This window comes from Bradyrhizobium sp. P5_C12 (assembly GCF_054049735.1).
On record NZ_JBFULU010000011.1, the window covers coordinates 91,263 to 116,273 of the forward strand.

Genomic DNA, 25,011 nt, shown 5'->3' on the forward strand with positions numbered 1-25,011 from the left:
ACCTCCGGCCCGCCGGGTTGACCCACATAGAGGACGCGCGAGTTCAGGCCGCGGCTTTGATCGCGAAGGCCTGGCTCAGTCCGGCAACGCGCAATTGCGCAGACCCTTGAAAATGCCTGACATTTGCATGGAGGCTGTCATGGAGGTCAATTCCGACAGGTTGAATGCCTTTATGGGCAAGATGATCACCGAGGTCGGGGCCGCGATGAACGCATCGCTGGTCCTGCTGGGCGACAAGCTCGGCCTCTACCGCTCCCTTGCTGCCAAGGGACCCATGAACTCCGCCGAGCTCGCAAGCGCCACCGGAACGAATGAACGCTACGTCCGCGAGTGGCTGGCGAGCCAGGCGGCTTCTGGTTACGTCGAATACGACTCCGCTTCCGGCAAGTTCTCGATGCTGCCGGAGCAGGCGATGGCGCTTGCCGACGAGGACAGCCCGGTCTTCCTCGGCGCGGTCGGCAATGTCATTGCCGCGGCGTTTCTCGACGAGCCGAAGATTACGGACGCATTCAAGTCCGGCAAGGGTGTCGGCTGGAACAGGCGCAGCGAGTGCCTGTTCTGCGGCACTGCGCGCTTCTTCCGCACCGGCTACATGCACCATCTGGTGCAGGAGTGGCTGCCCGCGCTCGACGGCGTCGTGGACAAGCTCAAGCGCGGCGCCAAGGTCGCCGATGTCGGCTGCGGGCACGGTGTCTCGACGCGGTTGATGGCGAAAGCCTTCCCGAACTCCCGCTTCTACGGCTTCGACTATCACGAGGGCTCGATCGAGGCCGCGCGAAAGGCGGCCAATGAGGCCAAGCTGGGCGACCGGGTCAGCTTCGCGGTTCACTCGGCCAAGACCTACCCGGCCGAAGGCTACGATCTCGTGTGCTTCTTCGATTGCCTGCACGACATGGGCGATCCCGTCGGCGCCATCAGTCATGTGCGCGAATCCATGGCGAAGGATGGCACCTGCATGCTGGTCGAGCCGTTCGCAGGCGACCGCCTCGAAGACAACCTCACCCCGGTCGGACGCGTCTACTATGCGGCGTCGACCATGATCTGCACGCCGGCGTCGCTCGATCAGGAGGTCGGCCTCGCGCTGGGCGCTCAAGCCGGCGAGGCAAGGCTGCGCAAGGTCGCGCGCGAGGGCGGCCTGACCCGCTTCCGTCGCGCCACTGAGACGCCCTTCAACCTGATCCTCGAGGCGCGGATCTGATCTCCATCACGCCGGGCGCGGGCCGGTGCGCGACATAGCCGACCCGCAAGCCCGGCACGAAGCCGCAGCCCTCGTAGAAGCGATGCACGCGCGGGTCCTTGCGGCCGCTCTGCATCAGGACGTGATGGCAGTCCTTGCGCCAGGCGTCGGCCAGCGCTGCCGCGACCACGGCGCGTCCATGACCGCGGCCCTGATATTCGGGATGAGTCACGACATTCTCGAGGAAGCCATGGCGCCGGCCGGCGCGCAGCAGATTCGGCGCGGTGATGAGCATGCAGGTGGCGACGATCTTGCTCGCGTCGTCCGAAACCCACACCGCGAGATCATCGCGGGACAATATCTGCCGCCAGACATCCGCCGCTCGCTCCAGCGGCTCGGCGGCCGCGCTGACCTCCGAGACGCGAAACAATTCGAGCAGCGGGGCAAGATCGGGCTCTCGAGCCCACCTGGCGTTTGGCATATTGCGATCCCTGCATTTGAGCAGCCGCTCGCGTTCTGGCGGCGACCGTGTCGACGAAGGTAAGCTGATTCCCATCGCGCGACCGGCGATGACCTGCGCATCCTTGCTGCACGGCCATTCCGATGCCGCAGCCTTAACCGGCGTCGGCGTCCTTGCCCCGTTCGCGCCGCGACGTAAGCTGGCGTCGCGCAAGGCGGCGATAGTCCGCCAGATGGGAGAACGTTATGAAATACCTGGGACCGGCACTCGCTCTCCTGGTTGCGGTCACAATTTCGGGGATCGGTCGTGCCGGCGAACCGTCCCGCTTCGCGCCGCTGAAGCCGGACGAGCTCACGCCGCCGCAGAAGGAGTGGGCCGATTCGATCTCGGGGCCGCCGCGCAACGCCAAGTTCGCCAACCCACCCTACCGCGCCTACATCCGCAACCCGGAGCTCGCGCCAAAGCTGTCGGCGATGTCGGACTATCTGCGCTGGAATTCGTCGCTGCCGGCACGCCTGAGCGAGTTCGCCATCCTGATCACGGCCCGGCAGTGGACGGCGCAATATGAATGGTTCGCGCATTATCCCCTCGCCATGAAAGCCGGGCTCGATCCGCAGGTCGCCAAGGACATCGCGAGCGGCGTGCGGCCGCAGGCGATGAAGGACGACGAAGCCGCGCTCTATGATCTCGCGATGGCGCTCTATCGCGACAAGAAGGTGTCCGACGAGGTCTACCGCGCGGCGCAGGCGAAGTTTGGCGAGCGTGGCATCATGGATATCATCGGCCTGATCGGCTATTACGACCTGGTCTCGATGACGCTGATCACGATGCAGGCGGAAGCACCGAACGACAGCGTGCCGCCGCTGCCGCCGCTGGCGGCGAAATAGAAGCAGCACACGACCCGCTCTCAATTTGCGAATGGACCTGGCCGGCGAGCCCAATTTTAGTACCGTCACCCTGAGGTGCGCGCCCTGCGGCGCAATCGCGCCGTAGGGCAAGCCTCGAAGGGCGACGGCCCGGCTGCATCGGGCCGCGCATCCTTCGAGGCTCCAGCGACAACGGCTTCGCCGTTGCGCAGGGATGACGGAGTTGACGGTGGCGCAACGACGATGTGGAYGCATCCGCAACGCGTCTTGAAAGCATGGAGACCCCGGTGACAACGGACAACCCCGTCGCCTACGAACGCGCAGGCAGCATCGCCCGCATCACGCTACGCCGTCCGCCGGTCAACGCGCTGAGCCTCGAGGTCATCCGTGCGGTGGTGGCAGCTCTCCGCCGCGCCGCCGATGATCCGGATGCGCGCGTCGTCGTGCTGGCGAGCGCGATCCCCAAACGCTTTTCGGCGGGCCTCGATCTCGACATCCTGCTTGGCAAATCCGGCGCCCAGATCCGCGAATTCCTCCAGGCGCTCTACATCGACCTCTACGACGCCCAGTACGGTCTCGGAAAGCCGTCGATCGCCGCGGTCGGCGGCGCGGCACGCGGCGGCGGCATGACCATGGCGGTGTCCTGCGACGTCGTGCTGGCAGCCGAGAGCGCGACCTTCGGCTATCCGGAGATCGACGTCGGCGTCATTCCCGCGATTCACTACGCGCATCTTCCGCGCATCGTCGGACGCCATCGCGCCTTCGAGCTGCTGTTCACCGGCCGCGTCTTCAGCGCCACTGAAGCGCGCGAGCTCGGCGTGGTGAACCGCGTCGTCGGCGATGCCGAGCTGGAGGCCGAGGTGCTGAAGCTCGCGGCGCAATTCGCCGGAAAATCGGCCGCGGTGGTGCGGATGGGTCGGGCCGCCTTCATGCGCCAGATCGACCTCGACTATCGGCGCAGCATTGCCAGCGCCGTGGACGATTTCTGCAACGTCGCGACGTCGGACGAAGCGCAGGAGGGTTTGAAGGCGTTCGTGGAGAAGCGGGCGCCGAAATGGTGACCAGCGCCGACAGCCCCGGAAGGCGCGGTGGGTTCAGGCGGTCTTGTCCACCGAAGACGATGAATCGGCCGGCGGATATTTCGTCACCGGCACCATGAACGACTTGCTGCCGACCTGGTAGATGATCTTGCCGTTCTTCCCATCGTCGGTCGCGATCTGCGCCTGTCCGAACATGATGACGTTCTTGTAGACGATGCCCGTGCCCTGGCGGGTGATGCCGTCAGTGGTCACGCTGACCTGGGCTTCCTTGCCATTGACGGACAGAACGCGAAAGCTCGCGCTCTTGCCGTTGTCGGAGGAATAGCCGCCCCAGCTTCCCATGAGAAGGCTGTCGGAGGCCGGCGGCGCCTGCTTCTCGAGAGTGGCGGTCTGCTTGCCAGCGCCCGCGGAGGACAACAGCACCAAATTCTTGCCGTCCTTGGTGCCGACCGTGACCGTGCCGAAAGTGAGAAGCGCGCCGCTGACCTGGCCAAAACCACGCTCCGTGCGCCCGTTATGGGTGTACTCGACCTGCGCCCGGGCACCGCGGATGTTCACGACCTTGAAGCTGACGGGCTGGTTGTTGCCCGCCCAATTGCCCTTCCATTCACCGAGAAGAGCACTCTGGTGATACACCCGCTCGTTGGCGGGAGAAATCTGGCTGGTGCTCGAGGTGACGACGGCCATTGGATTGCTCGGCGGACAGGTCTGGCGAATCCGCTGCCCTGCGCGCCGGACAGCAATCCGGGACAGGCCCGGAAACAGACGGAAACAATCCGATTAGGGCCATGCAGCAGTTAACGAGCGGTTAAGTTCAACCGCCGGGTGAAATGAGGCAAATGGTCTCATTCGGAGTGCGCCTCAGCGCCCCCAGCGGTCCGACCAGATCTTCTCGCCGATCATGCAGCTGACGCGCGGCTCCTTGTCCGCAACCCGCACCACGGGACGCTCCGGCGTGCGGCCTGCAACCTCCATCAGCAGCTTGGTGCGGATCGCTTCCTTGAACTTGTCGCGGTCCTTGATCGTGATGACGAAGGAGCCCGGACCGCCGATGACGCAGTCCTCGTAATAGTAGTCGAGATTGTCGATATCCATGGTCGAATAGGACGGCTCCTTGACCATGATCGGCAGGCCGTTGATGACGATGCCCTTCTCGATCGCCGCGTCGCGCGCCACCGTCACCGGGCCGCCATTGTTGTTGGGGCCGTCCCCGGAAATGTCGATCACGCGGCGAATGCCGTGATAGGGATCCTCGTCGAACAGCGGCATCGCGAAGGTGATCGCACCGGAGATCGAGGTGCGCGAGGCGCGCCGGATCGGCGTCTTCAGGATTTCGGCGGCGACCGCGTCCGCGGTCTCCGGTCCGTCGACCAGCCGCCACGGGATGATGATCTTCTGGTCGGTCGAGGCGGCCCACTCGAAATAGGTCACCGCGATACGGCCGTTCGGCCCCATCTTCAACGCCTGCAGGAACTCCTTCGACTGGATCGCCTGCGCATAGCCTTCGCGCTGGATCGCCAGCTCGTCCATGTCCATGGAGTAGGAGACGTCGACCGCGAGGATCAGCTCGACGTCGACCGTCTGCGCGTCCTTGTCGGCCGCTTGCCGCTGCGATGGATTCTTGTTCGGTTCGAGTTTCGGCGGTTCAAATTTAGGTCCTGGTGCCGCGATGCCCGCAACATCCCCTCCGGCAAGCACGCCGGCCACCAGCACAGCCCCGATCGAGAACAGCAAGCGCATCGCAGTCTCCCGTCGTATGACGTGATGGTGACATGCAATCGCCTTGCCGCAAAGCGGGAAGATCGGTTGTGCTTCACATTCGAGTTAGGAATGCAAGCTCTTACGCCGACACGCCGCGAGTCCGCCATGGTCACGCCGCTGGAATGACCGCGGCAGATGTGGAGAGGCGCCCCGCCCTATTGTCCCGCGCGATTTCCATGCTAGGCTGACCGCACAGATGGGGATGGAGTCCCCCGACAACCGCCCGGCGGTCGATGATCGTAATGGGCTGATGACTCCTGCTTGAGGTGGGGCAATTTTTGAGCCTCCGCCTTTGGCGGGAGCATGGACAAACCCGCCGATGGCGGGTTTTTTGTTGCCTGATGACAAAGGCCGGGACGTGACGACGACGACACCACATGCTGCGCGCGCCGGGCTGCCCAGGGGAATCTGGGTGCTCGGCTTCGTCTCGATGCTGATGGACATCTCCTCGGAGATGATCCACGCGCTGCTGCCGGTCTATCTCGTCACCGTGCTCGGCGCCTCCGCGCTCACCGTCGGGTTCATCGAGGGCATCGCGGAGGCGACCGCCTCGATCACGAAGATCTTCTCCGGCGCGCTGTCGGACTGGCTCGGGCGGCGCAAGCTGCTTGCCGCGCTCGGCTACGGCCTCGCCGCCCTGACCAAGCCGCTATTCCCGCTCGCTCCCAGCGCCGAATGGCTGGTCGCGGCGCGCTTCATCGACCGCATCGGCAAGGGCATTCGCGGCGCGCCGCGCGATGCGCTGATCGCCGATATCGCACCAGCGGGCCTGCGCGGTGCGAGCTTCGGCCTGCGGCAATCGCTCGACACGATCGGCGCCTTCCTCGGACCGCTCGCGGCAATCGGCCTGATGTGGTGGACCGCGGACAATTTTTCTGCCGTGTTCTGGGTGGCGGTGCTGCCGGCCTTCTTGTCCTTCGGTCTGATCGCGCTTGCGGTCAACGAGCCGGAGCCGGACCCCGGCCGGGAACCTGCGAAAAATCCCCTCAACCTCGCCGCAATGCGGCAGCTCGGCGCGGTGTATTGGCGCGTCGTCGCGGTCGGAATCGTCTTCACGCTGGCACGCTTCAGCGAGGCGTTCTTGATCCTGCGGGCTCAGAGCATCGGCCTCAATGCGATGTGGGTGCCGGCCGTGCTGGTGCTGATGAACATCGTGTATGCGCTGTCGGCCTATCCGGCCGGCGTCTTGTCCGATCGGATCAACCGGACCGGCCTGCTCGCGCTCGGGCTCGTCTTCCTTGCGGCGGCCGATCTCGCGCTCGCTCTGCTGCCGAATCTCGCGGGCCTGGCGCTCGGCGTCGTGCTGTGGGGGCTGCACATGGGATTGACGCAAGGGTTGCTCTCGGCCCTCGTCGCCGACACCGCGCCGCCCAATCTGCGCGGCACCGCGTTTGGCTATTTCAACCTGTTCACCGGAATTGCACTGCTGGCCGCGAGCGTGATCGCCGGCGCGCTGTGGGACGCTTACGGCCCGGCCGGCACGTTCCTCGCGGGGCTCGGCTTCGCGCTGGCCGCGCTCGCAGGGTTGCTCGTGATCGGTAACGGGCTGGCGGCGGAGCGCAAGTGACGAGAGGAGACCATTCGCCGTGCTGAACGGAGTGATCGCGATCGTGATCGGCAGCGTGCTCGGCGGCTGCGTCCGCTATTTCGTCTCCGGCGCGATCGCGCGGCGGCTGGGCGAGACCTTTCCCTGGGGCACCATGACCATCAATGTCACCGGCGCCTTCCTGATCGGCATCTTTGGCGCGCTGGCGACCCATCCCGGCTCGGTCTTCGCCGCGCCCAACCCATGGCTGTTCGCGGTGACCGGCTTTCTCGGCTGCTACACCACGGTGTCCTCGTTCAGCCTGCAAACGCTGACCCTGGCGCGCAACGGCGAGCCGCTGTCCGCGCTCGGCAATGTCGCCTTCTCGGTCGGATTGTGCCTCCTCGCCGTCAGTTGCGGCTTCTTCCTCGCCGACAGTCTTGGAGGGTAGGCGATGGGGTCAGAGCCAATTGCGGTAGCGATCTGCTGTACACCTCGCCCCGCTTACGGGGAGAGGTCGGTCGCGAAGCGACCGGGTGAGGGGGAGTCTCCGCGAATCCAACTATCACCGCCCTCGCGGAGAGCCCCCCTCACCCCAACCCTCTCCCCGCAAGCGGGGAGAGGGAGAAGAAAGGGCGGCGCCAGATGAGCCTCCCCTCCTCCGCCGACCGCTGGCGCAGCGCGATGCTCTATGCCTGGGTTGCCGCCGGCAGCATCGTCGGCGGGCTGACGCGCTACCTGGTGGGGCTTGCGCTCGACACCGGTCCCGGATTTCCCGTCGCGACGCTGTTCATCAATGCCACGGGATCGCTGATCATCGGCTTCTACGCCACGCTGACCGGCCCCGACGGCCGCGTGCTGGCGCGGCCCGAGCACCGGCAATTCGTCATGACCGGATTCTGCGGCGGCTACACCACCTTCTCGGCCTTCAGCCTGGAAACCTTCCGCCTGCTCCATGGCGGCATGAAGTACACTGCGCTGGCCTATGTCGCGGCGTCCGTCGTCTGCTGGCTGGTGTCGGTGTGGCTCGGCCACATGATGGCAAGCCGCTACAACCGCTTGAAAAGGAGTTGATCATGCAAATTCCCAGTCAGGCTGTTTCGCTCCGGATCTTCATCGGCGAGAACGACCATTTCGACGGCAAGCCACTTTACGAGGCGATCGTGCTGAAGGCGCGCGAGCAGCACCTCGCCGGCGCCACGGTGCTGCGCGGCCCGATGGGCTTCGGCAAGTCGAGCCGGCTGCACACCTCGAAGATCCTGCGGCTGTCGGAAGACCTGCCGCTGCTGATCGAGATCGTCGACAGCGAGGACGACGTCAACGCATTCCTGCCCATCCTGGATGGCATGATGTCGAGCGGGCTGATCACCTTGGAGAAGGTGCAGGTCCTGCAATATGGTGAGAAGGCCGCGGGCTGACGCCGCGGCTGGAACCGAGAGACGCCCGCCGTTTCAGGAGGCGGAATGAACGACACCGTTGCCAAGCCGAAAACCAGGACGAAGACCAAGGTCGAGCGGCCGAAGCTGCACAAGGTCATCCTGATCAACGACGACTACACCCCGCGTGAATTCGTCACCATGATCCTCAAGGCGGAATTCCGCATGACCGAGGATCAGGCCTACAAGGTCATGATCACCGCGCACAAGCTGGGGGCCTGCGTGGTCGCTGTGTTCACCAAGGACGTCGCCGAAACCAAGGCCACCCGCGCCACCGACGCCGGCCGCGCCAAGGGCTATCCGCTGCTGTTCACGACCGAGCCGGAGGAATAGGCCATCCGCGCCTTCCGACTTTGCATTCCCGCCGGAGATCGCCGACAATGCCGAAAAACCGGCGCAGGCCGGACAATAAGCAAGGCGGGGAACGACGGAAGTGGGCATTTCAATAAGAAGCTTCGTGACAAGAGGCCGACTTGTCCTGACGCTGGCGGCGGTGGCCTTCTTCGCCACCGGCACGGCGCAAGCGGCCGAACGGGTCCGCATCGGGCTGTTGAAGCTCTCCTCGGCAGCCCCGTTGTTCCTCGCCAAGGAGCGCGGCTATTTCGAGCAGGAAGGGATCGAGGCTGATCTGAAATTCTTCGATGCCGCCGTACCGATCGCGGTAGCCAGCGTCTCCGGCGATCTCGACATCGGTTTCACCGGCTTCACGGCCGCTTTCTACAACCTCGCGGGCAAGGGTGGACTGAAGGTGGTTGCCGGCACGGCGCGCGAGGCACCCGGCTTCCAGAACACAGCCTACGTCGCCTCCAAGCGCGCATATGATTCGGGCCTGAAGACGATGAAGGACTTGCCCGGCCATTCCGTCGGCATCACGCAAGTCGGCTCGACTTTCCATTATTCGCTCGGCCTGATCGCCGACAAGCTGAAATTCGACGTGACCTCCGTCCGGGTCGTTCCGCTGCAATCGCTGCCGAATGTCGCCGCGGCCATCAAGGGCGGCCAGCTCGACGCGGCGCTCACCGCCACGACCACGATCAGCCCGGTGGTCGCCTCCGGCGACGCGATCGTGCTCGGCTTCGTCGGCGACGAGACGCCCTGGATGCTCGGCTGCGTCGTGGCGTCGACCGCGACGATCGAGAAGAACCGCAAGCTGGTCGAGAAGGTGCTGATCGCCTATCGCCGCGGCGCCGACGACTATGCGCGCGTGCTGTTGAAACGCGATGCGGACGGCAAATTCGCCCGCAGCGAGGAAGGTGACGCGATGCTTGCGATCATCTCCAAATACACCGAGCAGAAGGTCGAGCAGCTCCGCATCGGGCTGTCGGTCGTCGATCCCGCGCTCGACAGCGCCGACATCGCCCGCCAGATCGCCTGGTTCAAGCGCCAGAAGATGGTCGAACCCGATATCGATGCCGAGAAGATCATCGACAAATCCTTCGTCCCGGACCGGCCGACGGCGCCGAAATGACTGACGACAACGACAACAAGAACACGGAGCTACCCATGAGCGCGAGCGAAGTCACCGCGGGCACCAAAATCGTCCGGCGTGCCGCGAACCAAAAACCGTCGCGCGTCGTCGCCGACATCTGCGTGGTCGGCTCGGGTGCGGCCGGCATGTCGGCGGCGATCGAGGGCGCGCGTGCCGGACGCAAGGTGGTGCTGGTCGACAGCCTGCCCGCGCTCGGCGGCCAGGCGGTCAACTCCATCATCGGTACCTTCTGCGGCCTGTTCTCGAACGGCAGCGACGGCTACCAGTTCACCCACGGTATCGCCGACGATCTCCTGGGCGACCTCGGTGCGCAGGAGAACGCGCTGTTCTACCGCCGCGGGCCGCACACCACCGTCGTCTATTACGACGAGGTCGCGCTCGGCCGCTGGGTCGAGAAGGCGATGCTTGCGGCCGGCGTCACCGTGATCGTCGGCGCCGTCATGCGCAATGTCCGTGTCGCCGGCCGGCGCGTGACCGGGATCGATCTCTCCACCCGCTACGGTGACGTCGAGGTCGAGGCGAACGGCTTCGTCGACGCCTCCGGCGACGCCGCGCTGGTGTGGCAGGCGGGCTTTGCCTGCCGCGAGCCGGACGACGGCCCGATCTACGGCACGCAAATGCTGATCGTGGAGAATATCGACGAGAGCAAGGTGCCGAGCCGCGAGGAATTGCCGGCGCGCATGCGGGAGAAGGCCGGCGACTACGGCCTGTTGCGGCGCGAGGGCCTGTCCTTCGTCATTCCCGGGCGCGGCGTTGCCGCCATGAACATGACCCATGTCGAGACGCCCCTGGAGCCGCTGGAGGCGAGCCGCAAGGGCATCGAGGGCAAGGACCAGGCCGACCGCGCCTTCGCCTTCCTCAGGAACGAATTCCCCGCCTGCTTCGGCAAGGCGCGCATCCGCGCCTATGGCTTTCCCGGAATCCGCCAGACGCGCTGGATCGTCGGCCGCGAGCAATTGTCGGTCGACGACGTCCGCGCCGGCACCAAATTCGAAGACGCGATCGGCCGCACGGCGTGGCCGATCGAATTGCACGACCACGGCTCCGGCCATCACTGGCACGTCTTCGACAAGGACCACGTCCACTATGTGCCGTTCGGCAGCCTGACGCCGCAGGAAGCCGACAACATCGTCGCCGCCGGCCGCTGCATCGATGCCGACAAGGCCGCGCTCTCCAGCGTTCGGGTGATGGGCCCCTGCATGGCGATGGGCGCCGCCGCTGCGCATGCGCTCGACCTCGCCGGCAGCGGCAGCGTCCATCAGATCGACATCGATGCGCTGAAGTGGCGCGTGCGCGACAATCTGGAGCGGACGGACTGAGGTGCGCAGCAGCCAAGAGCGGCGGCCGCAGCTCCCTGCTCAGCCGACCAGCGCGATCGTCGGCCAATGAACGCGCAGAACGGTCTTTCCGCCTGCGGCCGGAATGCCGGAGCTCCCCTTCTCGACGACGCGGCCTCCAAGCCGCTCGTAGAAGCGAAGGGCGGCCACGTTCGCCTCGAAGACCCACAAATGCAGCCCCGAGCCGGAAGCCATTGCCAGAAGCCGAGTGGCGGCATCGCGAAAGAGCCGCTCACCAATTCGCTGACCCCGCGCCTGCGGACGAACGTGAAGATTGTCCACAAGACTTCCCCAGACGGGATCGAAATCGCAATAGCTGCAGATGAACGCCTGCGCGAGCCCAGCCGAGTCGCAGGCCACGTTGATCAATTGCGCAGTGGAACGATCGCGGAGCCGTTGCGACCAGACCGCGAGCCTGTCGGCTTCGATGTCGCCATTCAGGAATTCCGGCGCAAGAATGTGGGCATAGGCGTCACGCCAGCTTGACGTATGGATCGCGGCGATGAGAGCGGCGTCCTTTTCGGTAGCAGGTCGAATGACGATCTCACCCAAGGGACGCTCTTCGTTCGCATCCACGCCTACACGCTTCAAGCCATCACCACCGGCGCTTCCTCCGCCAGCCCGTAGACGCGCTGCGCCTTGGAAAACCCCGCGATCGGGAATTCGCCGAGCTCGCGCCAGCCGCCGTGGCAGACGCTGGCAAAGCCCTCGGACGCCACGACGGTCCGCCCCGTCCGGCCCGCGATCTTCTCCAGCCGTGCCGCGAGATTGACCGCGGGGCCGATGCAGGTGAAGTCGAGCCGGTTGCCGCCGCCGATATTGCCGTAGAGGATGTTGCCGACATGCAGCGCGACGCCGAAGCGGAAGCGCTCGATGACGCCGCCGACGGGAAAAGCGAGCGCCTCGACACTGGCGCGGGATTCGCGCGCGGCCTCCAGCACGCGGGTGCAGACATGGGCGGCATCGCCGACATATTCGTCGATCGGGAACACCGCGAGCAGGCCGTCGCCCATGAATTTCAGCACCTCGCCGCCATGCCCCCGGATCGCGGTCACCTGGCAGTCGAAATAATGGTTGAGAATCTCGACCACCGTCTCGGCCGGCAGCCGGTCCGACAGCGCGGTGAAGCCGCGCAGGTCCGACAGCCAGATCGCGGCCTGCATGGTGTCGTTGTGGCCGCGGCGGATCTGGCCGGCAAGGATGCGCTCGCCGGCGCGGTTGCCGACATAGGTGTCGAGCAGCATCGAGGCGGTGCGGCGGAGCGTGACGATCTCGCTCACGCGCGCGAGCGGCGCCACGATGGACCGGATCGTCGCGATGTGGTCATCGCTGAAACCGCCGGAATGCCGCGTCGTCCAGCTACAGGCGTGAATCGAGCCGTCGAGAAAGCGCATCGGCGTCGCGATGTAATCGGTGACGCCTTCGGCGCGCATGTCTTCCAGGAACGGAAACCGCTTGGTGTCGATGTCGTCGATGCGTCCCCTGACTTCCAGCCCCTCCTCGAACACGATCCGGAGCGGGCTGCGGGCAAATTCGGGCGTGTCCAGGATCTCGAAATCGACGGTCCCGACCTCGACCTCCTCGCCCTCGCGCCAGATGAAGTTGCGGCCGAAGATTTCGGGATGCAGCGTGCGGATGAAGACGCCGAACCGCCACAGCGGCAGCCCGGCCGCGACCAGATGCTCGCACGCATCCGCGATCATCTCGGCGGGCCCCCGCGACGACCGGGCGCCGTCGATCAGCCAATTGATGATGCGCTGGAACTCGGAAGTTTCCATGCCCGCATTTTGCGGACGAAGTTGCGGGGCCGTCAAGCTGCGCGGTGGGCTAGTACCGCGACATTAAAGTTCGAGCATGATCTTTTCGGAAAACCGCTGCGCACTTTGCGCTAATGCGGCCCTTCGGGTCCGGATCATACTTTAGCGCCCGACCTGCCCGCGGTCGCGGAGGAAATGGTCGGCCAGCACGCAGGCCATCATGGCTTCGCCGACCGGGACGGCGCGGATGCCGACGCAGGGGTCGTGACGGCCCTTGGTCATGATCTCGGTGTCGGCGCCGCTGCGGTCGACCGTCAGGCGCGGCTGCAGGATCGACGAGGTCGGCTTCACTGCGAAGCGCACCACCACCGGCTGTCCGGTGGAGATGCCGCCCAGCACGCCGCCGGCATGGTTGGACAGAAAGCGCGTGCCGTCATTGCCGGTGCGCATCTCGTCGGCGTTCTCCTCGCCGGTGAGCTCGGCGGCGCCAAAGCCGGCGCCGATCTCGACGCCCTTCACTGCGTTGATGCTCATCATCGCGGAGGCGAGCTCGGCATCGAGCTTGGCATAGATCGGCGCGCCCAATCCTGCCGGCACACCCTCGGCGACGATCTCGAGCACGGCGCCGATCGAGGAGCCGTTCTTGCGGATGCCGTCGAGATAGGTTTCGAAGAAGGCGGCCTTGTCCTTGTCGGGACAGAAGAACGGATTGTTGGCGATCTCGTCCCAGTCCCATTTGTCGCGATCGATCTTGTGCGGGCCCATCTGCACCAGCGCGCCGCGCACCTTGACGCCGGGCAACACCTTGCGCGCGATCGCGCCGGCGGCGACCCGCGTCGCGGTCTCGCGCGCAGATGAGCGCCCGCCGCCGCGATAGTCGCGCAGGCCGTATTTCGCTTCATAGGTGAAGTCGGCATGGCCCGGGCGAAACTTGTCCTTGATCTCGGAATAGTCCTTCGAGCGCTGGTCGGTGTTCTCGATCAGAAGCCCGATCGGCGTACCGGTCGTCACCTGCACGCCGGTCTCCGGATGCGCCATCACGCCGGAGAGGATTTTGACCTGGTCCGGCTCCTGGCGCTGGGTGGTGAAGCGCGACTGGCCGGGACGGCGGCGGTCGAGGTCCTGCTGGATGTCGGCCTCGGTGAGCGGGATCAGCGGCGGGCAGCCGTCGACCACGCAGCCGATCGCCACCCCGTGGCTCTCGCCGAAGGTGGTGACGCGGAACATGTGGCCGAAGGTGTTGAAGGACATCGCTGCTCGCTAGGTCGGTTCCGGCGTGTGGTAACGCGCGGGCGGCCGGGGGTCAAACCCGCACGCTCCCTGTCATCCCGGGATGGTCCGAAGGACCAGACCCGGAATCTCGAGATTCTCAGGTGCGCAAGGGCGCACCGGAGTTCGGTGCTGCGCACCGCCCCGGAATGACGGGAGTGTTGGCTTAACTATGCTTCTCCAGCCTGCCGTCGCGAAATACGTAAACCGCGCCCTGCTCGATATAGAGCTCCGCGGCGCTCGCAGGGGTCTCCAGGCCGAGCGAGACCATCAGGGCCCGGCAGGTGCCGCCATGGGCGACCGCGACGGTATCGGACTGGAGCTGGTCGTACCAGGCACGGACGCGGACCTGGACGTCGGCATAGGTCTCGCCGCCGCTCGGGCCCACCGTCCATTTGTCGGCGAGGCGCCTGGCATAGATTTCGGGATCGGCGGCCTCGCTCTCGGCCAGCGTCAGCCCTTCCCAGACGCCGTAGCCGATCTCGCGCAGGCGATCGTCGAGCGCATAGTCCGTGACCGGCAATTCGAGCTTGCCGCGCGCAAGTTCCATGGTCATGCGCGCGCGGCCGAGCGGGCTCGACACATAGGGCAGCGCGGCCTTGTCGCGGCCGTCGCGCTTGAAGAGATCGGCCAGAATGGCGCCGGCCTGCACGGCCTGGTCGCGTCCGCGCGCGTTCAGCGGAACGTCCCTGGTGCCCTGGAGCCGCCCGAGCGCATTCCACTCGGTCTCGCCGTGGCGAAGATAGTAGATCGTGGGCACGGGCATTCCAGGTAAAGGTTAGTCCTTCCCACCCAGCGAAATGTCCGGCGCGTCGGGCCGCTTCATGCCGAGCACGTGGTAGCCGGAATCGACGTGATGCACCTCGCCGGTGACGCCGCGCGACAGGTCGGAGAGAAAATACAGCGCGCTGCCGCCGACGTCCTCGGTGGACACGTTGCGCCGCATCGGCGCGTTGTACTCGTTCCACTTCAGGATATAGCGGAAATCGCCGATGCCGGAGGCGGCGAGCGTCTTGATCGGCCCCGCCGAGATGGCGTTGACGCGGATGTTCTTCTCGCCGAGGTCGGCGGCGAGATAGCGCACGCTGGCCTCCAGCGCCGCCTTGGCGACGCCCATCACGTTGTAATGCGGCATCCACTTCTCGGCGCCGTAATAGCTGAGCGTGATGATCGAGCCGCCGTCGGTCATCAGCTTCTCGGCGCGCTGCGTCACCGCGGTCAGCGAGTAGCAGGAGATCAGCATCGACTTGGTGAAATTCTCCTGCGTGGTATCGACGTAGCGGCCGTCGAGCTGCTCGCCATAGGCGATCGCGTGCACCAGGAAATCGATCTTGCCCCACTTCTCCTGCAACACCGCGAACGCCGCGTCGATGGTCGCGGCATCGGTGACGTCGCAATGGCCGAGCACGAGACCGCCGATCTCGGCAGCGAGCGGCTCGACGCGCTTCTTCAGCGCATCGCCCTGATAGGTGAAGGCGAGCTCGGCACCGGCCGCGTGGCATGCCTTGGCAATGCCCCAGGCGATCGAACGGTTGTTGGCAACGCCGAGGATCACCCCGCGCTTGCCCTGCATCAAACCTGAATTCTGCGCCATTTCTCAACGTCCCATCGGGCTGGGTTAGGATCTGGAGGTACACCAGCCCTCCTTCGCGGTACAGTCCTAATACGCGGCGTTAACGCTGTTTCGAGCGCCGGAATAGCCGTTCCGTTCGGGTGTTATGATCGTTGAGGCGCTCGCGCCGAACGTTGAGGACGTCAAGACCGCAATGAATGCGTTTCGCCAGAGCGTGGAAGCCATGATCCCGGCGTTGCGCCGCTACGCCCGCGCGCTGACGCGCGATGCGGATGCGGCCGACGATCTGGTGCAGGACACTCTGGTGCGCGCGTTGCGTTCGGAGCGATTGTTTCTCGGAGGCGACGTCAGGAGCTGGCTCTACACGATCCTGACCAACCTCAACAAGAACCGGCGGCGCTCGCTGGCAAGGCGGCCGCAATTCATGCAACTGACCGAGAACAATCCCGATGCCAGCGGGACCGAAGCCGAAGGGCGCGACATCGAGAGGGCGCTGGCGACGCTGGTCGAGGAGCAACGCTCGGTTCTGCTGCTGGTGATGCTGGAGGGCATGAGCTACCGCGAGGTCGCCGACATCCAGGGTGTGCCGATCGGCACCGTGATGTCGCGCCTGGCACGCGCCCGCGCCCACGTCAAAGCATCGCTGGAGGGCGAGCGCCCGTCGCTCAGGCGGGTGAAGTGATGGCAGGTTTGATGCATCGCGCATGTTGCGTCCTCCGCATGCAGAGGGACAAAGCGCAGGTCAACCGCGAACGATATTTTGGGCCGCAGAGCCAGAGACGACCGATATGAACGACCACAGGATTTCAGTGACCGAGGACGAACTGCACGCCTATGTCGACGGCGAGCTGCCGGCCGAACGCCGCGCCGACGTCGAGGCCTGGCTCGCCGCCCACCCCGAGGATGCCGAGCGGGTGCAATCCTGGCGCACCATGGCCGAGATGCTGCACGCCCGCTACGACGACGTCGCCCATGAGCCGGTGCCGCAGCGGCTGGAGCTCGAGCGGCTGGAGCGGCGCCCCCGGCAATGGCTTTATGGCGCCGCTGCGGCCGTGCTGGTTGCCTTCGTGGCCGGCGGCGCGGCCGGATGGGTCGCGCATGGCGCCGCCAACGCGCCCTCGACCTTCCAGAGCTTCACTGCCGACGCGCTCGACGCCCATCGCCTCTATGTCGTCGAGGTCCGCCACCCCGTCGAGGTCGGCGGCAACGAGCGCGACCATCTCCAGGCCTGGCTGACCAGGCGCTGCGGCTGGACCGTGTTCGCGCCGAACCTGGAGGCGAGCGGGCTGAAACTGGTCGGCGGCCGGCTGCTGCCGGGGCCGAACGGACCCGCCTCGTTCCTGATGTATGAGAGCGGCTCGGGCGAACGCTACACGATCTACGCCGCCAAGACCGAGAGCGGCGCGACGCAGATGCGCTACGCCAGGACGGACAAGGACGGCGCGCTGTTCTGGGCCGACCGCGGCGTCGGCTACGTTGTCAGCGGCGGCGGCGGCGACCGCGACCGGCTGACCAGGGTGGCGCAGGCCGTGTACGACCAGGCAGAGAAAAACGGCACCTAGACAACCGCGCGAACGCGGTGCCTCGATTCCGACATTGAAAATTTGGAATCAAGACATCGGCGCGTCTCATTATCGCACCGGATGCTCACGCGAAAATGAGCAGCGTTCGATCCGCCGATCGACGCGGGCGGCCTCGATTGGGGTTTTTGGTACCGCGCTGGTCCCCCTCTCGAGGCCGCACCTATTTATCGGCCGCCCCGCCGGACAGCCGATACGTCGAGCACGTGCGCCAAGTGAGGGCTACCACGCCTCGGGCATATGATGAGCATCATCTGCTTCGACGATGCTCTCGGTCTTTAGGAGAACCCCTTCAGCTTCCGATCTCGCCCTAACCAAGCCCGCTACGTGGATTGTAGGGGTGTTGGTCCCGCCACTTCTCCATCAATGCCTCAAGCTCGACGTCGTTCCCGTCCGGTAGCATAATCCTGACGGTGACGAAGAGATCGCCGGTTCCACCGGCCTTCGGCAGGCCCTTGCCCTTGAGACGGAAGGTCCGGCCGCTGGAGGTGTTTTTGGGAACCGAGAGTTCCACGGCATTGCCGAGGGTGGGCACACGGACCTTGCCGCCGAGCACCGCCTCGTAAAGCGTGACCGGCAGGTCGACCCGCAGATCGGCCCCCTCGACCTTGAAGAAGGCGTGCGGCGCGACCGTGATCGTGATCAGGAGATCGCCGGGCGGATGGCCGGGGGCGGTCTCGCCCTGCCCCTTCAGCCGGATCTGCTGGCCACTGACGACGCCGACCGGAATCTTGACGTTGAGTTCCTTGCCCGAAGGCAACCGGACGCGCTTTTCCCCGCCCTGCACCGACTCTTCCAGCGAGACGGTCATGGCGACGTTCAGGTCGAGATCGAGCCCGATCCCGCCGGTGTCGAATTCGAACTGCCCGGCGCCGCCGGCACCGGGCCGCGCACCGCGGGTCCCGCCGAACATGCTGTTGAGGATGTCCTCGAACGCGCCGCCGCCCGGGCCAGCGCCCGCACCGCCGCTGCGGAACGTATAGCTCTCGAACCCGCCCGGGCCGGCGCGCCCGCGCGGACCGCCCCCGCCCGGAAAGCCCTGGAAGCGCGGCTTGCCGTCGGCGTCGATCTCGCCGCGGTCGAACTGCTTGCGCTTGTCCTCGTCGCCGAGGATCTCGTTGGCCGTATTGAGCTCAGCGAAGCGCTCGGCGGCCTTTGGGTCGTCCTTATTGCTGTCTGGATGATGCTTCTTGGCAAGCTTGCGATAGGCGCTCTTGATCGCGGCAGCATTGGCGCTCCGCGGCACCCCCAAGACCTCATAGGGGTCGCGCATCCGTCACGTCTCCTCTCGGGAAATCGATGTGTTCAAAGGGCTCCCCGCCCCACCTGTGCTTCATGTGGGGGCGAGTGGCATTTTTGCAACTAGCCCGCGGAGCCGATTCCTAACTCCGCCACGGCTTTAGCGTATGAATCTCCCAACGGCCACGGCTGCTTTGGCAACCGGCGCCCTGGAGCCAGCTTTCGGTGTTCCCGTTGACATAACTGGCGAGGAAGTCGCGGCACTTGCGGCCGTCCTCGGCGGCGTAGGACTGCGCGATCGGGGTCACCGAGCCCCGCGCGCCGGTCTCCGGGTTCTCCCAGTGCTGGCTGGAATCCTTGTCGCCCTTGCTCAGGACGTCGGAGGCGGCGTTGCGGGCGAAGGCAAGATCGGTCTCGGTCGGCGGCGCGTCCTTCGCCGCCCGCGCGATCGAGCCGGTGAGGTCGCTGTCGTCGGCCTTGGCATAAGCACTGCTGTCAGTGCGGGAAAAGCTGCAACCGCCGGCGCCGAGCCCGATCACAATCATCGTCATGACAAAGCCGGACGGCCGCATCGCCGATAGGCCAACGCGCCCCCATGCCCTATATAGGGCGGTAGCGGACAACAATGCGTTTTGGGCCGCGGGACGCAACTCGGACTCCAGACATGACCGACTCGACCTCGATGAAACACCAGACACCCTTAACATCCGGTGATTTCACCGCCGCCGATGAGCCGTTCGCGCTGTTCGAGGCCTGGCTGAACGAGGCGATCAAGAGCGAGCCGAACGATCCGAACGCCATGGCGCTCGCAACCGTCGACGCCGACGGCCTGCCGGACGTGCGCATGGTGCTGATGAAAGGCTTCGATACCGAGGGTTTCGTCTTCTACAGCCACATCGCCAGCCAGAAGGGCCGCGAACTCGCCGCAAATCCTAAGGCAGCGTTACTTTTCCACTGGAAGTCGCTGCGCCGACAGGTGCGCATCCGCGGCAACGTGACGCCGGTGACCGACGCCGAGGCCGACGCCTATTTCGCCACCCGGCCCAAGCAGGCGCAGATCGGCGCCTGGGCGAGCAAGCAGTCGCAGCCGCTGGAGAGCCGCTTCGCCTTCGAGCAGGCGATCGCCAAGGTCGCGGCCAAGCACGTCATCGGCGAGGTGCCGCGGCCGCCGGGCTGGAGCGGCTGGCGCATCACGCCGTCACGCATCGAGTTCTGGCACGATCGCCCATTCCGCCTGCACGACCGCATCGAATTTCGCCGTGACGCAGCCGGCAAGCCGTGGTCCAAGACGCGGATGTACCCCTGACCTGAAAGACCTCCATGCCGCAGTCCTCCAATGCGCCGCGCCGCACGCTGCTCCTGACCGGAGCGAGCCGCGGCATCGGCCACGCCACCGTGATCCGCTTCTCCTCCGCGGGCTGGCGCGTCATCACCTGCTCGCGGCATCCGTTCCCGGAGGATTGTCCCTGGGATGCTGGCCCTGAGGACCACATCCAGGTCGACCTCGCCACCCCCGCGGATACCACGCGCGCGATCTCCGACATCCGCGACCGCCTCGAAGGCGGTATGCTCCATGCGCTGGTCAACAACGCCGCGATCTCGCCGAAGGGCCCGGGCGGCTCCAGGCTCGGCTCGGTCGACACCGACATCGACACCTGGACGCACGTGTTCAACGTCAATTTCTTCGCGCCGATCATGATGGCGCGGGGGCTGATCGAGGAATTGAAGGCAGCCAAGGGCTCGGTCGTCAACGTCACCTCGATCGCGGGCTCGCGGGTGCATCCCTTCGCGGGCGCGGCCTACGCGACCTCGAAGGCCGCACTCGCATCGCTGACGCGCGAGATGGCCTCGGATTTCGGCCGCGTCGGCGTGCGCGTCAACGCGATTGCGCCGGGCGAGATCGACACCTCGATCCTGTCGCCGGGCACCGAGAAGATCGTCGACCAGCAGATCCCGATGCACCGGCTCGGCACGCCGGACGAGGTCGCCAAGATCATCTACGTGCTGTGCACGGAAACATCGTCCTACGTGAACGGCGCCGAGATCCACATCAACGGCGGGCAGCACGTCTAGGCCAGGCGCGCGGAGCATGGGTCGTTTTGCCAGCACTGCGTCACTCTACGAGCACTTGCGGCCGCCCTACCCGCCCGAATTCTTTGGCAGCGTCGCGCAAAGGCTCGGCCTTTCCCGACGATGTGGCCTGATCGACCTCGGCACCGGACCCGGGGTGCTGGCGCTCGGCTTCGCGCCCTATGTCGGCCGCATCGTCGGGGTCGATCCTGAACCCGCAATGCTCGATGCAGCGCGAGGCGCGGCTGCGCGCGCCGGCCATACCCTCGCCCTGATCGAAGCCAAGGCCGAGACCCTTGGCCCCGACATCGGCAGCTTCGACGTCGTGACGATCGGCCGTGCCCTGCATTGGATGGATCGCGATCCAACGCTCGCACTGCTGGATCGGCTGGTCGCGCGCGACGGCGCAATTGCGATCTGCGCGTCGTTCTCAGCCACCGACGGCCGCAACCCGTGGCTTGATGGTTACAATGAAGCCCGCCGCCGCTGGTCGCCCGCCCGGCTCTGGGAGGAGGCCGGCCGCGGCACCAAGACCCATCGCGACCTTCCCGCGTTCTTTCGCGGCAGTTCCTTCCAACCCGCCGAGCTCGTCACAGTCGAGACGAGCCACGCGGTCAACGCGCAGGACCTGGCGCGACGCACCCTCACCTACTCGTCGTCCTCGCCGGACGCGTTGGGCGGGAATGTCGAGGCAATGCTGCGCGATGTCGAGGAGCACCTGGTTCCCTTCAGCCGCAACGGCGTGATTGCCGAGACCATCGTCTCAACGGCGCAGATCGTCATGCGCTAGGTGAATTGCCGCACGATGGGCGGGAAGCAAGGCGATCCAGACAACGCCGCCGCAAGACCTGGATCGCCCTTCCTTCCCCGTTCCTCAATCGACGCGAATGCGACGCGACCTGTCGCGCGGCCGCGGAGCGGCCGTGCTGAATGCAGTCGAGCAGTCGTCGTCATTCTCACCGTCGAGCAGCGGAGCACCACAGTGCCGGCACATGCGTGCCGACATCGACGACGCCTTGCCGCTCGCCAGGACCTGACGATAGTTCGCCAGATCGATGACGTTGCGGGGCGACGTTATGTGTTTTTCAACCATGGCTGTTCCTCGCGGCTACACGCTACTTATCGCAGACAAGTTTCGCGCAAACGTTCAGCCCACCGCTCAAATTTTACCGGAGGAATTGGGGCGGAGCGCACGCATCACCGCGCGGCCTCAATCCCGATCTATTCTGCGACACGATTTACCCTGTCTCTGCGACCAGCGTAAGGTCTCGGTAGCTATCAGAGCCACTTCTTCAACTTGAAGAGCCAGTACGGAACAATCGCGGCGCACAACATCATCACCAGTGCCATCGGATAGCCGTGCACCCATTCGAGTTCCGGCATCACCTTGAAGTTCATGCCGTAGATCGAGGCGATCAGCGTCGGCGGCATCAGGACAACAGCCATGACCGAAAACAGCTTGATGATGTTGTTCTGCTCGAGATTGACGACGCCGAGCATGGCATCGAGCACGAAGGTGATCTTGCTGGAGAGATAGGAGGCGTGGTCGGTCAGCGAGGCGACGTCGCGCTGCATCGTCTTGAGCTGCTCGCGCATGTCCTTGGACCATTTCACCCCTTCGACCACGGCCGAGAGGAAGGTGACGACGCGGCCGATCGAGACCAGGCTCTCGCGAACCTTCGAGGTCAAATCGCCCTTGCGGCCGATCGCGATCAGGATCTGGGAATATTGCTTGGCGTGGCCGTGACGCTCGCTCTCGGGCTCGAAGATGTCGTGCGAGACCTGGTCGATCTCGGCGCCGCATCGCTCCAGGATGTCGGCGCAGCGGTCGATCACCGCGTCGAGAAGTTCCATCAGCACCATCTCGCCGGTGATCGCGGGCGTGCAGGAACGGGCCAGCTTGGCCTCGACCAGCGCGAACGGCTTGGGCTGATCGTAGCGCACCGTCACCAGGCGATGGTCGCCGAGGATGAAGGTCACCGCCGTGGTGCGCGGCATGTCGGTGTCGGATTGGCACATCAGCGTCGCGGTCATGTAGCGCGCGGCGTTCTCGATGTAGAGGCGGCTGGAGATCTCAATCTCCTGCATGTCCTCCCGGGTCGGGATGGCGATGCCCGCAAGCCGCTCCACCGCCTTGTCTTCGGCGGCGGTCGGACTGACCAGGTCGATCCACACCGCATTCTCCGGCAGCGCCGTGAGATCCTCGACGATGGCCTTCCTCAGGGAGGACTCGGAGGGAACGAACACAGAAAACATGCACAACTCCAGCAGGGGCCTGCGACAGAGTGACAGCCCTTAGCGCGATTCTGACAAGTTCATGATGACAAGCACATTAACGGAGCGTTTGCATTTATGGCCGCCCCGTGGCTCAACCGTGGCATGGAATCGACAGTCCGGCATCCTTTTGCCCAAAAACCACCCCAGGGCCGCTAAACTTGCGGCAAAAAAGCCACAGCTAGGGTCTCGCAGCGCGGGAGAAGGTCTGAAACGCTGGAATTGTGGCAGATTTCAACGATAATGGGGGGCTACGGAGTCGTGGTCTTTGAGCTTGGCTCAAGCTCCGCGAAAGCATGTTGTTGTCGATTGGAACCAAATCATGTCGTCGCTGAAAGTTACGCTGGGTATTTTGGCCGCTGGCCTGATGCTGTCGGGCTGCATGCAGGCCACGCATTTTGAGGCGACCGACACCAAGGCCTTCAAGCCGAAGGACAAGGAACTGCTCGCCAAGGTCCGGTACGAGAACACCCCGGTCGCGGAGCCGTTCCGCCGCGCCATCGTCGATTACCATCGCAAGGAATCGCCGGGCTCGATCGTGGTCGATTCCGACAACCACTATCTCTACTGGGTGATGGATGGCGGCAAGGCGATCCGTTACGGCATCACCGTCGGCGAAGAGGCCATGGCCTGGTCCGGCATCGCCAAGGTTGGCAGCATGACGGAATGGCCGGCCTGGCATCCGACCCCCGGCGAGATTTCGCGTCTGGGCGTGCCGACCTTTGTCGCGCCCGGTCCGGACAATCCGATGGGCTCGCGCGCGATGTATCTCTATTCGGGCGGCAAGGACACGCTGTTCCGCATTCACGGCACCAACCAGCCGGAATATATCGGCGCCTCGATCTCCTCGGGCTGCATCCGCCTGACCAACGAGGACGCGATCGACCTCTACAACCGCGTCAAGGTCGGCACTATCGTCGTGGTGCTCGAGCCGAAGCACGGCGACTCGCCCTACAATTCGCGCCTCGCACTCGGCGGCAGCCAGACTGGCCAGGCGGGCAGCTACTGATCGATCCAGATCAGACGAAATTCAAAAGCGCCGGTTTCACCGGCGCTTTTTTGTTGCGGACTTGCTCTTGCCGGGATCCGCAGCCGGCTTGGCCGCGGGGGCGGCGGGCTTCTCGGTCTCCTCGTCCTCCGCCCCCTCCTTCGTCTCCGGCTTGGCCGCGACCTCGCGCGGCGGCGCCTCCTCGGGCCGAACCGCCGGCAGCAGCGGGGCGACCTGGGGCAAGGGATCCCAGACGTTCCATTGGCAGATGCGGTAGTCGTTGCGCCGCTGCGCGAGATCGAGATGGATGTGGTCCTCGTGGTACCAGTCCGAGCCGGGGCCGAGCACGGTGGAGAAGCGCGCGCAGACCGAATGCAGCACGCGCTCGCGTATGTCGCGCGACATGGAGCGGTCGGTCAGGCCGATCGACTGTCCGTTGGCGAGCTTGATCGCGCGCACATCGAGCGCATTGGCCTTGCCGTGCTCGGACAGCAGCGCGCCCGCAATGCGGTTACGGCCACGGCACTCGAAGGAGTCGAAATTGTCGAGATCGGCAATGGTCGAGCCCAGGCTTGCGGCCAGCGGCACCATGTCCTTGCGCACCCAATCGGCGATCGCCGACGCCATGGTGCAGCGGAGGATCGCCGCCGGCTTGACCGCGACCTTGCGCTTGTCGGGCAGCACGATGGCCTCCAGCCGCACCAGATCCTCGCCGCCACAGGCGCCGGGGCCGCGGATATCCGGAATCGACGGCGCGATCGCGATTTCCTCGGTCAGCGCGAGACGGCAGGCCGAGGCCTGTTTCTCGGGCGGCGGCGCGGCCTCGGCCGGCTTGGTGGCGTCCGGCTTGTCGCGAGAAGGTTTGCCTTCGGCCTCCGGAGGGGCCTCGTCCGTTGCCTTGGGGGCCTCTTCGGGACGCGGTTTTGGCAGCGGTATCCTGGCAGGTATTTTGGCGGAATGAACCGCCCCGCGCGGCCGTGGTGTACCAAGGCCGAAAATATCGAACGGCGCAGCGTATTTTCGCGCGTCCACGGGCTCCGGCAGCACAAGCAACAGCCCCAGCGCGGCGGTAACCATGGCCGCGCCGGCGGACATATAGCCGCGACAAGACCATTTGCGGCGAAAGTCCGGCAGGCTAAAACTCATGACAATTCTTTGGCCCAGGGCTGA

The 25,011-nt window shown here is 65.5% G+C and carries 29 protein-coding genes and 1 riboswitch; of the genes, 16 read left to right on the forward strand and 13 right to left on the reverse strand.

Features of this window, described 5'->3' with window-relative positions; all coding sequences use genetic code 11:
* Positions 1–139: 139 nt before the first annotated feature.
* Positions 140–1,198, forward strand: coding sequence for a class I SAM-dependent methyltransferase (locus ACXJMY_RS12990; RefSeq protein WP_456619733.1), 1,059 nt, complete (start codon positions 140–142; stop codon positions 1,196–1,198).
* Here ACXJMY_RS12990 and ACXJMY_RS12995 read toward each other — a convergent pair.
* The gene (locus ACXJMY_RS12995) at positions 1,170–1,658 is read right to left on the reverse strand and encodes a GNAT family N-acetyltransferase (RefSeq protein WP_456619734.1); all 489 of its coding nucleotides are present in this window, start codon (positions 1,656–1,658) and stop codon (positions 1,170–1,172) included. The genes ACXJMY_RS12990 and ACXJMY_RS12995 overlap by 29 nt on opposite strands.
* Positions 1,659–1,882: 224 nt before the next feature.
* Here ACXJMY_RS12995 and ACXJMY_RS13000 point away from each other — a divergent pair, with 224 nt between their 5' ends.
* Complete coding sequence (locus ACXJMY_RS13000) at positions 1,883–2,524, forward strand: carboxymuconolactone decarboxylase family protein (RefSeq protein WP_456619735.1); 642 nt, start codon at positions 1,883–1,885, stop codon at positions 2,522–2,524.
* Positions 2,525–2,790: 266 nt separating this feature from the next.
* The gene (locus ACXJMY_RS13005) at positions 2,791–3,564 is read left to right on the forward strand and encodes an enoyl-CoA hydratase/isomerase family protein (protein WP_456619736.1); all 774 of its coding nucleotides are present in this window, start codon (positions 2,791–2,793) and stop codon (positions 3,562–3,564) included.
* A 33-nt stretch (positions 3,565–3,597) separates the two neighbouring features.
* Here ACXJMY_RS13005 and ACXJMY_RS13010 read toward each other — a convergent pair whose 3' ends face one another.
* Together ACXJMY_RS13010 and ACXJMY_RS13015 are read right to left on the reverse strand one after the other, a co-directional pair.
* Positions 3,598–4,230: a hypothetical protein gene (locus ACXJMY_RS13010; protein WP_456619737.1), complete on the reverse strand. Its 633-nt coding sequence runs from the start codon at positions 4,228–4,230 to the stop codon at positions 3,598–3,600.
* 174 nt (positions 4,231–4,404) lie between these two features.
* The gene (locus ACXJMY_RS13015; RefSeq protein WP_456619738.1) at positions 4,405–5,283 is read right to left on the reverse strand and encodes a DUF1194 domain-containing protein; all 879 of its coding nucleotides are present in this window, start codon (positions 5,281–5,283) and stop codon (positions 4,405–4,407) included.
* Between the two features lie 210 nt (positions 5,284–5,493).
* A riboswitch (Fluoride riboswitch) is annotated at positions 5,494–5,571 on the forward strand.
* 91 nt (positions 5,572–5,662) lie between these two features.
* Here ACXJMY_RS13015 and ACXJMY_RS13020 point away from each other — a divergent pair.
* The 7 genes from ACXJMY_RS13020 to ACXJMY_RS13050 all read left to right on the forward strand — a co-directional run bounded on the left by ACXJMY_RS13020 (position 5,663) and on the right by ACXJMY_RS13050 (position 11,073).
* The gene (locus ACXJMY_RS13020) at positions 5,663–6,871 is read left to right on the forward strand and encodes an MFS transporter (protein WP_456619811.1); all 1,209 of its coding nucleotides are present in this window, start codon (positions 5,663–5,665) and stop codon (positions 6,869–6,871) included.
* 19 nt (positions 6,872–6,890) lie between these two features.
* Positions 6,891–7,280 carry a fluoride efflux transporter CrcB gene (gene crcB, locus ACXJMY_RS13025; RefSeq protein ID WP_456619739.1) on the forward strand — a complete coding sequence of 130 codons (390 nt, stop codon included), beginning with the start codon at positions 6,891–6,893 and terminating at the stop codon, positions 7,278–7,280.
* A gap of 194 nt (positions 7,281–7,474) precedes the next feature.
* Entirely contained in the window at positions 7,475–7,903 is a 429-nt protein-coding gene (gene crcB / locus ACXJMY_RS13030) for a fluoride efflux transporter CrcB (protein ID WP_456619740.1), read from the forward strand.
* Between the two features lie 2 nt (positions 7,904–7,905).
* Positions 7,906–8,247, forward strand: coding sequence for a DUF190 domain-containing protein (locus ACXJMY_RS13035; protein ID WP_456619741.1), 342 nt, complete (start codon positions 7,906–7,908; stop codon positions 8,245–8,247).
* A gap of 45 nt (positions 8,248–8,292) precedes the next feature.
* Complete coding sequence (gene clpS / locus ACXJMY_RS13040) at positions 8,293–8,598, forward strand: ATP-dependent Clp protease adapter ClpS (protein WP_456619742.1); 306 nt, start codon at positions 8,293–8,295, stop codon at positions 8,596–8,598.
* A 124-nt stretch (positions 8,599–8,722) separates the two neighbouring features.
* Entirely contained in the window at positions 8,723–9,733 is a 1,011-nt protein-coding gene (locus tag ACXJMY_RS13045) for an ABC transporter substrate-binding protein (RefSeq protein WP_456619743.1), read from the forward strand.
* Between the two features lie 35 nt (positions 9,734–9,768).
* Positions 9,769–11,073 (forward strand): FAD-dependent oxidoreductase, encoded by a 1,305-nt coding sequence (locus ACXJMY_RS13050; RefSeq protein WP_456619744.1) that lies wholly within the window; start codon positions 9,769–9,771, stop codon positions 11,071–11,073.
* A gap of 39 nt (positions 11,074–11,112) precedes the next feature.
* On the opposite strand, the gene ACXJMY_RS13055 is transcribed toward ACXJMY_RS13050, so the two are convergent.
* From ACXJMY_RS13055 to fabI, 5 genes are all read right to left on the reverse strand, one after another.
* Positions 11,113–11,643 (reverse strand): N-acetyltransferase family protein, encoded by a 531-nt coding sequence (locus ACXJMY_RS13055; protein ID WP_456619745.1) that lies wholly within the window; start codon positions 11,641–11,643, stop codon positions 11,113–11,115.
* A 35-nt stretch (positions 11,644–11,678) separates the two neighbouring features.
* The gene (locus ACXJMY_RS13060; RefSeq protein ID WP_456619746.1) at positions 11,679–12,869 is read right to left on the reverse strand and encodes an adenylate/guanylate cyclase domain-containing protein; all 1,191 of its coding nucleotides are present in this window, start codon (positions 12,867–12,869) and stop codon (positions 11,679–11,681) included.
* A 141-nt stretch (positions 12,870–13,010) separates the two neighbouring features.
* Positions 13,011–14,099, reverse strand: coding sequence for a chorismate synthase (gene aroC, locus ACXJMY_RS13065; RefSeq protein ID WP_456619747.1), 1,089 nt, complete (start codon positions 14,097–14,099; stop codon positions 13,011–13,013).
* A 184-nt stretch (positions 14,100–14,283) separates the two neighbouring features.
* A complete protein-coding gene (locus tag ACXJMY_RS13070) occupies positions 14,284–14,883 on the reverse strand; it encodes a histidine phosphatase family protein (protein WP_456619748.1) in 600 nt (199 codons plus the stop codon).
* A gap of 12 nt (positions 14,884–14,895) precedes the next feature.
* Positions 14,896–15,711 (reverse strand): enoyl-ACP reductase FabI, encoded by an 816-nt coding sequence (gene fabI, locus ACXJMY_RS13075; protein ID WP_456619749.1) that lies wholly within the window; start codon positions 15,709–15,711, stop codon positions 14,896–14,898.
* Positions 15,712–15,883: 172 nt separating this feature from the next.
* Between fabI and ACXJMY_RS13080 the strand changes: the two genes are divergently transcribed.
* Both ACXJMY_RS13080 and ACXJMY_RS13085 read left to right on the forward strand, forming a co-directional pair.
* Entirely contained in the window at positions 15,884–16,372 is a 489-nt protein-coding gene (locus ACXJMY_RS13080) for a sigma-70 family RNA polymerase sigma factor (RefSeq protein WP_456619750.1), read from the forward strand.
* A gap of 106 nt (positions 16,373–16,478) precedes the next feature.
* Positions 16,479–17,252 (forward strand): anti-sigma factor family protein, encoded by a 774-nt coding sequence (locus ACXJMY_RS13085; protein ID WP_456619751.1) that lies wholly within the window; start codon positions 16,479–16,481, stop codon positions 17,250–17,252.
* A gap of 328 nt (positions 17,253–17,580) precedes the next feature.
* Here ACXJMY_RS13085 and ACXJMY_RS13090 read toward each other — a convergent pair whose 3' ends face one another.
* Entirely contained in the window at positions 17,581–18,543 is a 963-nt protein-coding gene (locus ACXJMY_RS13090; protein WP_456619752.1) for a DnaJ C-terminal domain-containing protein, read from the reverse strand.
* Positions 18,544–18,652: 109 nt separating this feature from the next.
* Positions 18,653–19,060, reverse strand: coding sequence for an RT0821/Lpp0805 family surface protein (locus ACXJMY_RS13095; protein WP_456619753.1), 408 nt, complete (start codon positions 19,058–19,060; stop codon positions 18,653–18,655).
* Between the two features lie 113 nt (positions 19,061–19,173).
* On the opposite strand from ACXJMY_RS13095, the gene pdxH reads away from it, so the two are divergent.
* Genes pdxH through ACXJMY_RS13110 form a run of 3 tightly spaced genes read left to right on the forward strand, consistent with a single transcriptional unit; the run spans position 19,174 to position 21,369 of the window.
* Entirely contained in the window at positions 19,174–19,815 is a 642-nt protein-coding gene (gene pdxH / locus ACXJMY_RS13100; protein ID WP_456619754.1) for a pyridoxamine 5'-phosphate oxidase, read from the forward strand.
* Positions 19,816–19,829: 14 nt separating this feature from the next.
* Positions 19,830–20,582 (forward strand): SDR family NAD(P)-dependent oxidoreductase, encoded by a 753-nt coding sequence (locus ACXJMY_RS13105; RefSeq protein ID WP_456619755.1) that lies wholly within the window; start codon positions 19,830–19,832, stop codon positions 20,580–20,582.
* 16 nt (positions 20,583–20,598) lie between these two features.
* Entirely contained in the window at positions 20,599–21,369 is a 771-nt protein-coding gene (locus ACXJMY_RS13110; RefSeq protein WP_456619756.1) for a class I SAM-dependent methyltransferase, read from the forward strand.
* A gap of 84 nt (positions 21,370–21,453) precedes the next feature.
* Here the strand turns inward: ACXJMY_RS13110 and ACXJMY_RS13115 are convergent, their stop codons facing one another.
* Positions 21,454–21,672, reverse strand: coding sequence for a hypothetical protein (locus ACXJMY_RS13115; RefSeq protein WP_456619757.1), 219 nt, complete (start codon positions 21,670–21,672; stop codon positions 21,454–21,456).
* Between the two features lie 185 nt (positions 21,673–21,857).
* Entirely contained in the window at positions 21,858–22,835 is a 978-nt protein-coding gene (locus tag ACXJMY_RS13120) for a magnesium transporter CorA family protein (protein WP_456619758.1), read from the reverse strand.
* Between the two features lie 340 nt (positions 22,836–23,175).
* Between ACXJMY_RS13120 and ACXJMY_RS13125 the strand changes: the two genes are divergently transcribed.
* The gene (locus tag ACXJMY_RS13125) at positions 23,176–23,862 is read left to right on the forward strand and encodes a L,D-transpeptidase (protein ID WP_456619759.1); all 687 of its coding nucleotides are present in this window, start codon (positions 23,176–23,178) and stop codon (positions 23,860–23,862) included.
* Between the two features lie 36 nt (positions 23,863–23,898).
* Here ACXJMY_RS13125 and ACXJMY_RS13130 read toward each other — a convergent pair whose 3' ends face one another.
* Positions 23,899–24,987 carry an extensin family protein gene (locus ACXJMY_RS13130; protein ID WP_456619760.1) on the reverse strand — a complete coding sequence of 363 codons (1,089 nt, stop codon included), beginning with the start codon at positions 24,985–24,987 and terminating at the stop codon, positions 23,899–23,901.
* Between the last annotated feature and the right edge of the window lie 24 nt (positions 24,988–25,011).